Annotated in this window: 12 protein-coding genes; 4 read left to right on the top strand and 8 right to left on the bottom strand. The window is 72.9% G+C overall.

Annotated features, from left to right (window positions below):
• Positions 1-43 precede the first annotated feature (43 nt).
• Together KSK32_RS31130 and KSK32_RS31125 are read left to right on the top strand one after the other, a co-directional pair.
• A complete protein-coding gene (locus KSK32_RS31130; RefSeq protein ID WP_216935290.1) occupies positions 44-1,498 on the top strand; it encodes an RICIN domain-containing protein in 1,455 nt (484 codons plus the stop codon).
• A gap of 271 nt (positions 1,499-1,769) precedes the next feature.
• The gene (locus KSK32_RS31125) at positions 1,770-3,251 is read left to right on the top strand and encodes a hypothetical protein (RefSeq protein WP_216935288.1); all 1,482 of its coding nucleotides are present in this window, start codon (positions 1,770-1,772) and stop codon (positions 3,249-3,251) included.
• A gap of 87 nt (positions 3,252-3,338) precedes the next feature.
• On the opposite strand, the gene KSK32_RS31120 is transcribed toward KSK32_RS31125, so the two are convergent.
• The 3 genes from KSK32_RS31120 to KSK32_RS31110 all read right to left on the bottom strand — a co-directional run bounded on the left by KSK32_RS31120 (position 3,339) and on the right by KSK32_RS31110 (position 6,061).
• Complete coding sequence (locus tag KSK32_RS31120; protein ID WP_216935286.1) at positions 3,339-4,016, bottom strand: TrkA family potassium uptake protein; 678 nt, start codon at positions 4,014-4,016, stop codon at positions 3,339-3,341.
• Positions 4,009-5,376: a TrkH family potassium uptake protein gene (locus KSK32_RS31115; RefSeq protein WP_216936463.1), complete on the bottom strand. Its 1,368-nt coding sequence runs from the start codon at positions 5,374-5,376 to the stop codon at positions 4,009-4,011. The genes KSK32_RS31120 and KSK32_RS31115 overlap by 8 nt, the downstream gene beginning before the upstream one ends.
• A 163-nt stretch (positions 5,377-5,539) precedes the next feature.
• Complete coding sequence (locus KSK32_RS31110; protein WP_216935284.1) at positions 5,540-6,061, bottom strand: MarR family transcriptional regulator; 522 nt, start codon at positions 6,059-6,061, stop codon at positions 5,540-5,542.
• A 40-nt stretch (positions 6,062-6,101) separates the two neighbouring features.
• On the opposite strand from KSK32_RS31110, the gene KSK32_RS31105 reads away from it, so the two are divergent.
• Positions 6,102-6,872 carry a potassium channel family protein gene (locus KSK32_RS31105; protein ID WP_216935282.1) on the top strand — a complete coding sequence of 257 codons (771 nt, stop codon included), beginning with the start codon at positions 6,102-6,104 and terminating at the stop codon, positions 6,870-6,872.
• Positions 6,865-7,956, top strand: a complete 1,092-nt coding sequence (locus KSK32_RS31100) for a PP2C family protein-serine/threonine phosphatase (RefSeq protein ID WP_216935280.1) — start codon at positions 6,865-6,867, stop codon at positions 7,954-7,956. Before KSK32_RS31105 ends, KSK32_RS31100 begins: the two co-directional genes overlap by 8 nt.
• Positions 7,957-7,975: 19 nt before the next feature.
• On the opposite strand, the gene KSK32_RS31095 is transcribed toward KSK32_RS31100, so the two are convergent.
• The 5 genes from KSK32_RS31095 to KSK32_RS31075 form a co-directional block, all read right to left on the bottom strand.
• On the bottom strand, positions 7,976-9,730 hold the full coding sequence (locus KSK32_RS31095) for a serine/threonine-protein kinase (protein WP_216935278.1): 1,755 nt from the start codon (positions 9,728-9,730) through the stop codon (positions 7,976-7,978).
• Between the two features lie 138 nt (positions 9,731-9,868).
• Positions 9,869-10,546 (bottom strand): hypothetical protein, encoded by a 678-nt coding sequence (locus KSK32_RS31090; protein WP_216935276.1) that lies wholly within the window; start codon positions 10,544-10,546, stop codon positions 9,869-9,871.
• Positions 10,546-11,619, bottom strand: coding sequence for a ubiquinol-cytochrome c reductase iron-sulfur subunit (locus KSK32_RS31085; RefSeq protein ID WP_289256443.1), 1,074 nt, complete (start codon positions 11,617-11,619; stop codon positions 10,546-10,548). The genes KSK32_RS31090 and KSK32_RS31085 overlap by 1 nt, the downstream gene beginning before the upstream one ends.
• Positions 11,616-12,449: a c-type cytochrome gene (locus KSK32_RS31080; RefSeq protein WP_216935272.1), complete on the bottom strand. Its 834-nt coding sequence runs from the start codon at positions 12,447-12,449 to the stop codon at positions 11,616-11,618. The genes KSK32_RS31085 and KSK32_RS31080 overlap by 4 nt, the downstream gene beginning before the upstream one ends.
• Before the next feature lie 123 nt (positions 12,450-12,572).
• The gene (locus tag KSK32_RS31075; RefSeq protein ID WP_216935270.1) at positions 12,573-13,868 is read right to left on the bottom strand and encodes a low temperature requirement protein A; all 1,296 of its coding nucleotides are present in this window, start codon (positions 13,866-13,868) and stop codon (positions 12,573-12,575) included.
• Positions 13,869-13,904: the final 36 nt, after the last annotated feature.

Here is a 13,904-nt window from a genome sequence, read left to right as displayed (position 1 = left end):
CGACGCAGGGCTCGGCGTGACGGCCTCACGGGAAGGTTCAACCATGTTCAACCCGTCAGTGAAGTCGCCCCCAGGGGCGCGTAGCCGGGCCCGTCGTGCCGGCCTGGCGCTGGCCCTGGTGGCGGCGCTGGCCGGCGTGATCGGCGTCGTCCTGGTGGTCGCGTCGCCGCCGGCCCAGGCCGCATCCATCGACACCGGCGCCTGGTACGTGTTGGTCAACCGCAACAGCGGCAAGGTCCTCGATGTCACCGATACGTCGACCGCCGATGGAGCGCCGCTGCAGCAGTGGTCCCGTAACGACGGCGCCTGGCAGCAGTTCCGGTTCGTCAGCTCCGGCAGCGGCTACTACCGGCTGCAGAACCGCAACAGCGGCAAGGTGGTCGACCTGTGGGAGTGGAACACCGCCGACGGCGCGGAGTACCGGCAGTGGCCCGATCTCAACGCCACCAACCAGCAGTTCCGGGTCCTCGACTCGGACAGCGGCTACGTCCGCCTGATCAACCGGCACTCGAACAAGGCCATGGAGGTGTGGGAGTGGTCCACCGCCGACGGCGGCCGGATCTCCCAGTACGCCGACCTCAACGGCGCCAACCAGCAGTGGCAGCTCGTTCCGATCGGCGGCGGCGGTCCCGGGACGCCACAGACCGGCCTGGTCGGCTGGGCCACCCAGAACGGCGGCACCACCGGCGGCGGCAACGCCGCGGTAACCACGGTGACCAGCGCGTCCGGGCTGTCGAGCGCGCTCGGCTCGTCCAGCGCCGCGGTGATCCGGGTGTCGGGCACGATCTCCTGCTCCGGGATGCTGCGGGTCCGGTCCAACAAGACGATCCTCGGCAACGCCGGCGCGACGATCTCCGGCTGTGGATTCACCGTCAACGGGGACCGCAACGTCATCATCCGCAACCTGAACTTCCGCAACTGGAGCGACGACGCGATCAACGTGGAGCAGTCGGCCACGAACATCTGGATCGACCACAACAGCTTCACCAACGGGTACGACGGCGCTGTCGACATCAAGCGCGGCTCCGACTTCGTCACCGTGTCCTGGAACCGCGTCTACGGCCACGACAAGTCGATGCTGCTGGGCCACAGCGACGACAACGGCAGCCAGGACATCGGACACCTGCGGGTCACCTACCACCACAACTGGTTCGACGGCTCCAACCAGCGCCACCCGCGGGTCCGCTTCGGCAACCCGGTTCACGTCTACAACAACCTCTACAGCAACGTCGGCGGCTACGGCGTCGCCTCGACGATGAACGCCGGGGTGCTCGTCGAGGGCAACTACTTCGAGAACACCGCCGACCCCTACCATCGCGGCGAGGGCTCGTCCGGTCCCGGTTCGCTGGTCGCCCGCAACAACTGCTTCGTCAACTCGGGCAGCGGACAGGCCGGCGGCAGCGTGGCCAGCATCCCGTACCCGTACCCGATGGACGCCGCCTGTAACGTGAAGGCCGTCGTGACGGCGGGTGCCGGAGCCGGCCGCATCGGCGTCTGACCGGCACGGACCTGCATCACCACGTCACCGGCCGGGCCGCCCCGAGATCGCACTCGGGACGACTCGGCCGGCGTACGCGCTACCCGAGATCGGCCGTCCTCGGAGCGGGTGCGTCGGACGCCTGCCGGTCGAACCTGAGGTTCGGCGCACCGCGCCCCGCTCGGGCTGACCGGTCCGATCCCAGCGTGACGAGGTGACCGGCACCGACTGCTAGTCTGCGCGTCGCCGCAGGAGTGCCCGACGGGGCGCCGCGGCCGATGGAGGAACCAGCATGCAGGCGATCCTGCGGTCACGTCGTCGGCTGGTGGCCGGGGTCGCCCTGGTGCTTCTGTCGGTCGGCTGCGGCGCCGACGCACCCCGCCGGGCCGACAACCCGGCCGCCGCGCCCACCTCCGCGAGCCCCGGCCGGCCCGCCGGAACCGCCGCGGCAGCGGCACCGAGTGCACGGGCCGGCCTGGGCGCCACGCCGGTGGACTGCCCGCAGGCAGGTGCGCCGGCCCGGTCGCCGAGTCGGCTCACTCCGACCGCCGGGTCGTACCTGGGGCGGGCCGGCGGCGTGGCGACCGCGGTGGACGTGACCCCGGGATGCCAGCTCGTGGTCGGTGGCCGGTTCACCGCGGTGGCCGGCGGACCGGCGACCACGATCGGCCGGGGCGGCGCCGGCACGGTGCTGCTCCTCGACGGTGCCGGCCGGCGTCTGCTGCGTACCGTCCGGCTGGCCGGCGCCGTCGAGGACCTGGAGGTACGCCGGCCGGGCGGGGAGATCGCGGTGGCGACCGACCGTGGCGTCATGCTGCTGGACCCGACGGCGGACCGGGTCCGTTGGCAGCGCGGCGGCGCCGCCGGCCGGGTAGCGGTCGGGTCCGCCGGCACGGTCGCGGCGCTGCGCGGTGCCACCGTCACCGTGTACGACCTGGGCGGCGCGACACTGGCCCAGGTCGCGTTGCGCGGACGCACGGTCAGCGACGTGGCGGTGGACGACCGCAGCGGTCTGATCTTCGTCAGTGGGTTCCGGCAGACCGGCGGTGGCCGGTGCGTGCCGGTGCAGATCGCCTATGTGCACGCCTACGACCGGCAGGGGAAGCTGCGGTGGCGGGCCTACGACCATCCCGTGGACCGGTTGGGTGACCTGTGCGCGGACAGCCGTGCCGACCGGGTCGCGATGGGCCGTGACGGGCGTCTGTACATGGCGGGGGAGACCGCCGGTGGGAACACGATCTTCTCGCGTTCGGCCGGCGACCCGGGACGCGCCGCGCCGAACGTGGTCACCGACGACTTCAGCCGGGCCAGCAACACCGCGGACGCGCACTACACCTACCTGGCGCGCTTCGACCCCGCCTCCGGGCGTCAGCTCGCCGGGCAGGTGGTGATCAGCCGGATCGACAGCAAGGGCAACCGCGGCAACACCATCAAACCGCTCGCGGTCATCGCCGACGAGTCCGGCCGGATCTACGCCGGCGGGGTGTCGGCGTACCAGATCGCCGGCCGGTCGCAGGTGACGCTCGGTGGCCGTCGGCTGGCCCCGTACGCCGGCGGTGACGCCTGGGTGCTCGTGCTCTCCGCCGACCTGCGGCGGCGCCTGACCTGGGTGGTGTTCACCGACGGCGGCGCCGGCGCCGTGCGGGGGGTGACCGTGGCCGGAGGGGTTGCGGCGGCGGCCGCCCAGGTCGACAAGGTCGGCTTCTGGCGCGGACCGGGCCCGTCGTTCGGCACCGGCGGCGGATACCTCGCCGCCTGGCCCGGTCTGCGCTGACCGCCGCTCCGGCGGCGGAAGCGCGCCTCGGCCCGCGCACCGTCGTCGTGCCGCCCCGTACAGCCGGAGGTCGCACCGGGCGTGTGGTCACCCGCTTGCGGCGAAGCGTTCCACACTGTCGATCGGCCCGACGATGAGGATCAGGTCGCCGTAGGCGAGCACGGTGTCCGCCGTGGCGTGGCTGAAGTCGGGACGTACGCCCGGCGGCGGAGCCTGCGGTTTGACCGCGACCACTGTGACGCCCCACCGGCTGCGTACCCGGGAGTCGCGCAGCGGCACGCCGACGACCTCACGCGGCGGAGTGGTCTTGACCACGGCGAAGTCGGCGTCGACCTCGACGTAGTCGAGGATCCGGCCGGAGAGCAGGTGGGCCACCCGCTCGCCCATGTCGTGCTCCGGCGCGACGACCTTGTGGGCGCCGACCCGGGTGAGGATGTGCCGGTGCTGGTCGCTGACCGCCTTGGCCCAGATGTCGGGGATGCCGAGCTCGGACAGCAGGCTGGTGGTGAGAATGCTGGCCTGGATGTCGGTGCCGATGGCCACGACGGCGCGCCGGAACTCACCGACGCCGAGCTGCCGCAGCGCCTCGATGTCGGTGGAGTCGGCCGTGACCACGTGCGGGAGGCGGCCGGACAGGGCCTGAACCACCTTCGGCCGGTGGTCGATGCCGAGCACCTCGGTGCCACGGCTGATCAGCTCCAGGGCCAGGGCGGAGCCGAACCGCCCCAGGCCGACGACCACCACGGGTTCGGTCAGGTCAGCCAACGATCGTCCTCTCCTCGGGTAGTTCGAAACGCCGGGTCCGCTCCCGCAGCGCCAGCGCCGAGGCCAGCGTGAGCGGCCCGATCCGGCCGGCGAACATCAGCACGACCAGCAACAGGTCCGCCTGCGGTGGCAGGCTGCCAGTGATCCCGGTGGACAACCCGACGGTGGCGAACGCCGACACCACCTCGAACAGCGCGCGGTCGAGCCCGTGCGGTGTGATCATCACGAGCGTGAACGTGGCGGTGACCACCGCGCCGACGCTCAGCAGCGCCACCGCGAGCGCCTGCCGCTGGTTGCTGGCCGGGATGCGCCGCCTCCCGACGTGCACGTGCGTCTCCCCGCGCATCTCCGACCAGAGCACGAACGCCAGCAGCCCGAACGTGGTGACCTTGATCCCGCCGGCGGTGCCGGCACTGCCGCCGCCGATGAACATCAGCACGTCGCTGGCGAGCAGGCTCTCCGGGCGCATCGCGCCGATGTCCAGGCTGTTGAACCCGGCGGTACGGGTCATCGCCGAGGCGAAGAACCCGGCCAGCAGTTTCTCCGGACCGCGCAGCGGGCCCAGCGTGGCGGGGTTGGTGAACTCCGACAGGGTCAGCACGACGGTACCCAGCGTCAGCAGGGCCGCCGTGAGGGTGACGGTCAGGCGGGTCAGGACCGACCACGTCGCGGGCCGGCGCCAGCATCGGGCGAGTTCGAACACCACCGGGAAACCCAGGCCGCCGAGGATCACCGCGCCGGCGATCGTCACCGTGATCCAGGGGTCGGTGACGTAGCCGACGAGGCTGTCGGAGTTGATGGAGAAACCGGCGTTGTTGAACGCCGACACCGCGTGGAACACCCCGTGGTAGATGGCCGGACCGGCCGCCTCGCCGTACCCGAGCGCGAAGCGGAGCGTCAGCACCACTGCCACGACCGCCTCGGCGGCGAGGCTGAACAGCACGATGCGCCGGACCACCCCGCGCACGTCGGTGAGGTCCAGGCTCTTCGTCTCCGCCTGCGCGAGGAACCGGGCCCGCAACCCCAGCCGCCGTGACACGAGCACGGTGAACAGCGTGGCCAGCGTCATGATGCCCAGGCCACCGGCCTGGATCAGCAGCAGGATGACCACCTGGCCGAACAGCGACCAGTAGCTGCCCGTGTCAACCGTCACCAGGCCGGTGACACACACCGCCGAGGTCGCGGTGAACAGCGCGTCGACAAGCGGTGCTCGCTGTCCCGACTGGGTGGCCACCGGCAGCGACAGCAGACCGGTGCCCGTCGCGACGGCCGTGCCGAATCCGACGGTGATCACCTGGGCCGGGTGCCGGAAGCGGGCGCTGCGGCGCTGCCAGGCGGGCCGGCGCGCGGTCAGGGCCATGGCGATCCGCCCGCCCCGGCCGCCCGGTCCGCCCGCCCCACTCGTGGCGTCCGCGTCATGCCTGGATCCTGCCATGACCGCACCGGCGGCGATCGTCCGCGGCGGCCTGCCGTGACGTGCGCGGGCGGCCCGTCGTCCCGGCGCGGCGGAGCGGGGTGGGTGGCTAGCCGCCGGCCTCGCGGTGGGCGCTGCCCGCCCACCGCCGCCACCACTGGTCCTCGGTCGGCTCGCCGGCGGCTGCCACCAGCGCGCCGATGAGTTCCACAGCGGTCGCGGCGCGCACCGGTTCCACCGCGCGGACGAGGTCTCGGATCCGGTCGGCCCGCCCGCGAACCACCTCGCCGACCAGGTCGCGGCCGGCCTCGGTGAGCGTCAGCCAGGCCACCCGCCGATCGGTGGTGCCCTGCCGCCGGGCCACCAGGCCACGCCGGACCAGTCGGTCGCAGGTGCGGGTGACGGTCGACGGGTGGACATCGACGGCGGTGGCGAGATCCACCGTTCGCAACGGCCCGCCGGCGGCGAGCAGCACCATCGCGCGGTACTGGGAGAGGGTCAGCTCCGTACCGAGGCCGGCCAGGGTGCGCGCGGTGAGGCCGACCATGACCCGGCTCAGCGCGGCGAGTCCGTCGACGAGCGCCGACTCGGGGTCCGTCGCCTGCGCCCCGGCCGGCACGTACAGTTCCACCACGGAATGGTTGCATGGGTGCAGGGAAGGTGGTGGAGAGGTGTTCGGCTGGCGGGACGGCTCCCGAGAGCTGGCTGTCGGGCGCTGGGAGCGGCTCACCGCCGGACCGCTGACGTTGCTGTCAGTGGTTTTCCTGGCGGCGTACGCGTGGCCCATCCTCGTGCCGCAGCTTTCCGACCGGTGGGTGGTCGTCTGCGAGGCCACCGGTCTGGTCATCTGGCTGCTCTTCTGGGCCGACCTGCTGGTGCGGTTCGCCCTCGCCGCCGACCGGTTGCGGTTCCTGCGCACCCACCTGTTCGACCTGACCGTGCTGGTGCTGCCGTTCCTGCGCCCGCTGCGAGCGCTCCGGCTGGTCACCGTCGTGCTGAACCTGACCCGGCGGACGACCGAGTGGGCCCGTGGGCGCCTCGCCCTGTACGTCGGTGCCACGACCGTGTTGCTGGTGGTCGTGTCGGCCCTGGCGGTGCTGGACGCGGAACGGGGCGCGCCGGACGCCTCGATCGCCTCGTTCGCCGACGCCCTCTGGTGGGCCGTGGTGACGATCACGACCGTCGGGTACGGAGACCTCTTCCCGGTGACCACTGCGGGTCGGCTGGTCGCGCTCGGCCTCATGGTCGGCGGGATCGGCCTGATCGGTTTCGTGACCGGGTCGCTCGCGACCTGGATCGTCGAGCGGGTCGCCGACCGGGACCGTCCACAGCCGGTCACGGCCGCCGACGTCGCGGCTCTGCGGGACGAGATCGCCGCGCTGCGGGTGAGGCTGGAGTCGCGGCACCGCGCCGAGCCGGAACCGCTCGACGTCGATGACTGATCCGGATCGTTCCGGTGAGTCCGGCCACCGGCCGTGGCTCGGACTGCCCGCGGCGCTGGCTTTCATCGGCGTCGTACTGCTGGTCGACGTGGCGGCCGCCGCGCACGCCGTACTCATCGGCTTCCTGGCCCTGGCCCCGCTGCTGGCCGCCGCGGTGGACACGCCGAGACGTACCGCCGTCGCGTCCGCCGCGGCGACGGTCGCCGCCGTGCTGGCCGGCCTGCCCAGCCAGACCCTGGGCAGCCTCGACCACGTCCTGCGGGTGGCGGTGGTCATCACGGTCAGCGTCACGGCACTGTACGTGGCCCGGGCGCGCACGTTGCGCGAGGAGCGGATCCGGCGGATGAGCGAGATCGTGCGGGTCACCCAGAAGGCGATCCTGCGGGAGGTTCCGCCCCGGATCGGCGCCGTCGCACTGGAAGCCCGGTACGTCTCCGCGCAGCGGGGCGCGGGGGTGGGCGGTGACCTCTACGAGGTCGTGCCGGGACCGGACCGGTTGCGCGTCATCATCGGCGACGTGTGCGGCAAGGGACTACCGGCCGTGCAGCTCGCCTCGGCGGTGATCGGTGCGTTCCGGCAGTCCGCGATCGTGCGCGACCGGCTGGAGGAGATCGCCGCGGACCTCGACGCCCTGGTCGCGCGGGAGCCGAGGCCCGCCTACGGGGTCACCTTCGTCACGGCCGTCCTGCTGGAGGTCCGTGGGCCGGACCTGTGGGTGACGAGCTGCGGGCATCCCATGCCGTTGCGGCACCGTCCCGGGCACCTGCCCGCCCTGCTCGGCGAGAACGAGCCGGACCGGCCGCTCGGGCTGGGCGGCCGGCGCAAACCGCCGGCCCACCACACCTGGGCAGTCGGTGACCGCCTCCTGCTCTACACCGACGGCCTGATCGAGGCACGCGACGACGCCGGCCGGTTCTTTTCGCTTCAGGTGCTCGACCGCCCGCTGTCCGCTCCCTCCCCGCCGAAGGCGCTCGACGCGGTACGGCGCGCGATGCGGACGCATACCGGTGGCGAACCCCGCGACGATCTCGCGCTGCTGCTGATCGAGCGGCTGCCGGACGACGGCGACGACGCCGGTCGGTAGGGGGCCGCCCGGTGAGAGGTCAGGCCGGCACGTCGGCGCCGACGGACGTGGGAGCGTCGGCCGGGGTGGTCGAGGCGGTGGCGGCGGGTGCCGACGGCGCGTCCGGGCTCGCCGGGCTCGATGGGCTCGCCGGGCTCGACGATGCCGGCGGGCTCGACGGTGCCGGCGGGGAGACGGACGGGCTCGTGGGGGAGCCGGTGGAGCCGGTCGGGTCGGCTGTCGGTTCACGGCTGGGGCCCGGCGGCGCCGGCCGCGAAGGCGAGGGGCGGCCGGTCGGTTCTCCGGCCGAGGGCGACGGGCTCACCACCGACTCGTCCCCGGCTGCGTCCGGTGGTGTCGTCGCGGGCGCGGCGTCGGTATCGGTGGATCGGGGTGCCGGACGATCGGGCCGGGCCGGCGGCACGCGGCGGGTCGCCGGGGTCGCCTCCGGCTCGTCCTCGCCCGCGATGGTGACCAGTGCCGAGGCTCTCCGGCAGGGCACGCCGGCGAGCGAGAAGCGGTCCGGGCCGGATCGGGCCTGCTCGCCGTAGGTGCCCCGCAGCGGCACCCGGATTCGCGACGACGCTTCCAGCGGGACGGGGAGCCGGACCGTTCGCCCCGACTGCCACCGGTCCAGCGGGGCGGCCAGGTGCTGGCCGGGCGACAGTCGGAACACCAGGACGGGCCGTCCGGTCGGCTGCCCGCCGGTCACCTCGACGGTGAGTTCGGCGTCGAAGGTTCCCTGCCGACGCTCGGCCGCGTAGGTGACCGTGCAGCCGGCGGTCGCGGTCGGTGTCGCCTCCGACGCGCCGTAGGCGTCCTGCGTCGGGCCGGAGCCGGGAAGCTGCGCGACGAACACCGCAGCCGCCAGGACCGCCGGGAGACCGCCGACCAGCGCCGCCCGCCGGACGTTTGTCCGGCGAGTGCTTCCGGCCGTCTCGGGGGCGGTGGGTCGGGGGTCCGGGCGCGCAGCGACGGGCGGCCGCAGCGGCACCGGGTCGGGGCGGGCAGCGGTGGCGAACGACCGCGCCAGGGCGTCCGCGCTCGGCCGTTCGGCGGGATCGGGTGCCAGGCAACGACGACGCAACTCCTCCACGGCCTCGGGCACCCCTTCGATCCGGAGGGCCGCCCCGCGATCGTCGCGGTCGGCCCGGTCCGGGCGAGCCGGCGGTCGTCCGGTGAGGCATTCGGTGAGCAGGAGGCCGAGGGCGAAGACGTCACACGCGGGAGCGGCCGGCTCGCCGCGCAGTTGCTCCGGAGCCATGTACGACGGGGTGCCGCGGATCTCGCCCCGGCTGTCGACGGTGTCGGAGCCGACAGCGAGCGCCACGCCGAGGTCGACCAGCTTCGCTCCCTCGGGAGCGAGCAGCACGTTACCGGGCTTGACGTCGCGATGGACCAGCCCTGCCTCGTGGATCGCGGCCAGCCCGGCCGCCACCTCCGCGCAGATCCGACCACCCGCGGGCCACCCCGGCGGCCCGGACCGGCGCAACCGGTCGGCGAGCGTCTCGCCGTCGACGTACTGAAGCACCAGGAAGGGTACGCGCCGCAGCCCCGACAGCCGGGCCTCACCGTAGTCGTATACCGCCGCGACGTTCGGGTGGTCCAGCCGCGCCGCGGCTCGTGCCTCGCGGCGCACCGCCTCGCGCCATCCGCTGTCCTCCGCCGTGCCCGGGGCGAGCAGCTTGACCGCGACCGTCCGGTCGAGCAACTGGTCCACCGCCTGCCAGACGACAGCCGATCCGCCCCGTCCGACCTGCCGCACCAGGCGATAGCGGCCCGCCAACACCCGCATCGTTCACCTCCTCGACGGTCGGTTCGGCCGTCTCGATCTCTGCGGCGTACCTTGACCTCCTACCCGGGTCTTCAGCAGGGAAAACGGAACCGGGGAAACGGGCCGGCACCCCGACGCCCGCCGGGGCGACGAGGACGGTCAGCCGCCCTCGTGGATCCCGGCCTCCTCGGGCTCGACGACCGCGGGCGGGGGCGCGATGGGGGTCAGCGATGCGGCGACCGGCGCCGGGCCGGTGATCCGCTGGCCGTTGCCGAAGTCGAAGGTCACCGTGGCGTTCTGCCCCGAGCGCAGCGACTCGTCCAGTCCGAGGAGTGCGAAGGAGCGGCCGGACTGCTCGTTGAACCGCACGAAGCCCAGCGGAGGAAGGTCGATGCGTGCCGGCTGCCGCGACCCGACGGTGGGTCCGCCGGGACCGGGTGAGCCGGAGGCCGGCGTGCGGTCGGGTGTGGAGGTCGCAGGCAGGTCGCGGTTCGTTGCGACCAGGACGACCTCCCGGGCGTCCTCGCTGGTCACCGTGACCGTGACAGGGCTCTTGGAGTCGTTGTAGAGCACGGCGTGCAAGGGCGCGTCACCGCCGGCCGGATAGCCGCCGACACCGGGGTACGCGAGGAGCAGGCCCCGGACGGCGTACTCGCCGTTGTCGCTGCTGAGATTGACGCCCTGGATGGAGGGATCCTTCTCGGCGGTCTCCGCGATCTGACCCGCGCCGCAGGCAGCGAGCAGGAGGTTGCCGGCGGCCAGACCGGCCACCAGCGCGGCCCGCAGGCGACGGCGGGCCGGGCGGGTCCGATCGATCGGCTGCTGCTGGACCCTCATCAGGGACGCTCCCAGAAGTCGGGGCCGATGGATGCCTGGTAGTCGGAGGACGCGACGAAGAAGCCCTCGTCGTCGACCTCGATCGGCAGTTGCGGCAGTGGCCGGTTGGCCGGACCGAAGACGGGACGGGCGTTGTCGGTGATCAGGAACTGCGACTGGTGGCACGGGCAGAGCAGCCGGTTGGTCTGTTGTTCGTAGAGGCTGGCGGGACAGCCCGCGTGGGTGCAGATCTTGGAGTAGGCGATGAAGTCGCCCCACATCCAGTCCCGCTTGCCCGCCTCCCGGTTGTTCTCCCGCGCCACGAGCGCGTCCTGGGCCCGTAGGTGGATGAGCAGGGTGACCGAGTCCGCGTACTGGTTGCTGACGCCGTGCGGGATGCCCGGGAAGGCGGTGACCTGCGCTCCGGGCAGGATGTCCGGCGGCCGGATCGGTCGCCCGTCCTCCCGCACCAGGCGGATCCTGGTGACCGTGCCGTTGTCGTCGGCGGGCGCGAAGCCGGTGCGGAACAGCTCCCGGTCGTCGTGAGGATCCCGGATGAGCCCGCCCACCAGGGGAGCGGCGGTGACCACCCCGACGGGAAGCAGCCCGGCGAGCAGGGACACCCCGAGCAGCGGGCGTCGCCGGACGCCCAGCTCGTCGGCCAGGTACAGCATGGTCTGGCCGGTGATCCGCCGGTCCTGCGCGGAGGAGGGCTCGTCGTGCCGGTCCTGGATCGACACCTCCTTGGGCAGCAGCTTCTTGCCCCACACCAGGACACCGAAGCCCACCGCGAGCAGTGCGACGCCGAGGGTCAGCCCGAGAATCGGGGTGTAGAACTCCTCGATGCCGCCGACCAGCCGGTAGCGCCACGGCCACCAGATGTAGACGCCCAGGAAGACCGTGGCCGACAGACCCGCCGCCAGGAACAGAGACGCCACCGTACGGCTCATCCGCCGCTCGGCCGGGGAGCCGGCGGCCACCTGCGGCTCGTAGTGGACGATCTCGATGTCGTCCCGGCGTGCGCCCTCCCGGACCACGGCGAAGCGCGGCAGTGCCGGGTCGTGGACGTCGACCCGCTCCGTGCGCCCGGTCACGACTTGCCCGCGATCCACAGACTGGCGAACACCAGGGCGACGACACCGACCAGGAAGATCGCCAGACCTTCCGTGGACGGACCGTAGCGGCCCAGGTCGAAGCCACCGGGACCGCGGTCGTCCTGCACGACCTGCTGGATGTAGGCGATGAGGTCGGTCTTCTGCTCCGGTGTGAGCTGGCCGTCGCCGAACACCGGCATGTTCTGCGGACCGCTCAGCATGGCCGCGTAGATGGTGCGCTCCGACGCCGGATAGAGGCTGGGCGCGTACTTGCCGGAGGAGAGCGCCCCGCCGCCGCCGCCGAACGCGTGACACTGCGAGCAGTTGATCCGGAACAGCTCCCCGCCCCGGGCCAGATCGGGCTCGTCGGCCCGGGCCCCGACCGTGTCGGGCACCACCGGTCCGCCGCCGAGTTCCTGAACGTACGCGGCCAGTTGCCGGATCTCCTCGTCGCTGTACTGCGGCGGCTTGCGCATCGCCTGCGCCTCCTGCCGCGCCAACGGCATCCGGCCGGTGCCGACCTGGAACTCCACGGACGCCGCGCCCACCCCCACCAGGCTCGGCCCCCGCCCCTCCACACCACCGCCGTTGCGGCCGTGGCAGGTGATGCAGCCGACGTCGAACAACGCCTCACCCTCCGCGGCGGCGCCGCTGAACCGGTCCGCGTCCTGCGCGCGGGCGGAGGGCGCGAGAGCCGTGTACGCGCCACCGGCCAGGACGAGCGCGGCCACCAGCCGGACGACGGCACCGGCACGGCGACGGGCGAGCGACCGGTCGCCAGGCCGCGTGCCCGGCAACCGGCCCGGCCGGCGGGAACGACGGAGACGCATGGCTGTCCTCTCGCTCGTGCGGATGGCCTATGCCCGATTTAACGCATCATATGGAGGCATGACCGGCGTGCGAGCGGAGTTCGTCGCCTTCCGTCGGCCGGGAGAGGCGGTCGGCGGGGACCGTCAGAGGTGCTGCCGCCGCCACTGGCTGACCGCCCGCTCGGCGACCTCCTCCTCGTCGCGCAGGGACGCCTTGATCCTCCGGCGGGCGGCGGCGCCGGTGAACCGGTCGACCACGACGAGGGCGAGCAGGACCACCACCAGCGCGCCCAGCGCGGCGAGCGGCGTGACGAGCGTCGCCGGCCAGCTCAGCAGACACAGGACGACGGCGGTGGTCAGCCTGGTGTACCGCACCCGGCGGAAGGTGCGCGCGACCACCGCGACCTCGGTCAGCAGGAACAGGGCGGCTCCACCGTAGAGGGCGACGACCCCGGGCCAGCTCAGCGGTTCGACGACGACCTCGGCCACGGTTTCCAGGACGAACTTGAGCCCGAGTGCCATGGTGATGACGCTCATGATCATCAGTAGGTGCAGGTAGGTGAAGACGTCCCGGGCCAGCGAAATCCGCCGGACGTCCCGGGTGCCGTGCATGGCCTGCTCGACGCTGGGCGCGAGGGTGTCGAAGTGCAGCCACCACAGGGCCGCGAGCAGCAGGATGCCGAGGGCCGATCCCGCGATCACCGGTCCGGACAGCGCGAGACGTTCGAACCGGCCCGGTCCGATTCCGAGGGAGATGACCGCCTCACCGAGCGCGATCAGGATGATCAGGGAGTGGCGTTCGGCCCAGTGCCCGGCCGAGGCCACCGCCCACCTGGAGTAGGGCAGGAACAGGCCGACCGAGTACTCGGCCAGGAGCGCGGCCGTCCACAGGCCGAGACGGGCGTCGACGCGTGCGCCCGGCGGGGCCCACCACGCCGCCGTGGCGGCGAGCGCGATCAGGACGGCTGCCACCAGCGGCGGCACGAAGACGAGCGCCAGTTGCCGCGGGCCCCGGCCGGCGCCGGTGAGGACGAACAGGAACGCGCCCATCGTGAGTCCGCGCAGGACCAGGTACGCGACCGCGAACACGGTCGGCCCGGCCAGGTCGTCCCGCTGGTTCTCGAAGGCCTGCGGGATGGTGATCGCCAGCACGAAGGTGGCGACGGCGATGCCGAGCCCGAACACCGGCAGGATTCCCTTGTCGAGGCGGACGAGGTTGCCCAGGGCCGCCAGCACGGTCCAGCACCACCAGAGCAGCGTCAGCACGAGCAACCCGGCGACGACCGACCTCGGGGTCGGGTGGGTGGAGACCAGGCCGGTGACGTTGAGGAACGCGAAGACGAAGACGAGGTCGAAGAACAACTCCAGCCGGGTGACCCGCGTCCCCGGCACGACCGGCGTCAGCCACCGCGACCTGCGCACGAGAACGGAAGTACCCACCGCTTCAGTCTCCCCGGGCCTCGGTGGGGCCGCCCC

The sequence above is a fragment of the Micromonospora sp. WMMB482 genome (assembly GCF_019038635.1).
Lineage (GTDB): Bacteria > Actinomycetota > Actinomycetes > Mycobacteriales > Micromonosporaceae > Micromonospora > Micromonospora marina.
This window is presented reverse-complemented; position numbering and strand designations above follow the sequence as displayed.

What these genes read in the sequence shown, in the direction of transcription:
- KSK32_RS31130 (WP_216935290.1), top strand. Translation starts at nt 44, where the DNA reads ATGTTCAACCCGTCAGTGAAGTCGCCCCCAGGGGCGCGTAGCCGGGCC.
- KSK32_RS31125 (WP_216935288.1), top strand. Translation starts at nt 1,770, where the DNA reads ATGCAGGCGATCCTGCGGTCACGTCGTCGGCTGGTGGCCGGGGTCGCC.
- KSK32_RS31115 (WP_216936463.1), bottom strand. Translation starts at nt 5,376, where the DNA reads ATGGCCCTGACCGCGCGCCGGCCCGCCTGGCAGCGCCGCAGCGCCCGC.
- KSK32_RS31100 (WP_216935280.1), top strand. Translation starts at nt 6,865, where the DNA reads ATGACTGATCCGGATCGTTCCGGTGAGTCCGGCCACCGGCCGTGGCTC.
- KSK32_RS31095 (WP_216935278.1), bottom strand. Translation starts at nt 9,730, where the DNA reads ATGCGGGTGTTGGCGGGCCGCTATCGCCTGGTGCGGCAGGTCGGACGG.
- KSK32_RS31090 (WP_216935276.1), bottom strand. Translation starts at nt 10,546, where the DNA reads ATGAGGGTCCAGCAGCAGCCGATCGATCGGACCCGCCCGGCCCGCCGT.
- KSK32_RS31080 (WP_216935272.1), bottom strand. Translation starts at nt 12,449, where the DNA reads ATGCGTCTCCGTCGTTCCCGCCGGCCGGGCCGGTTGCCGGGCACGCGG.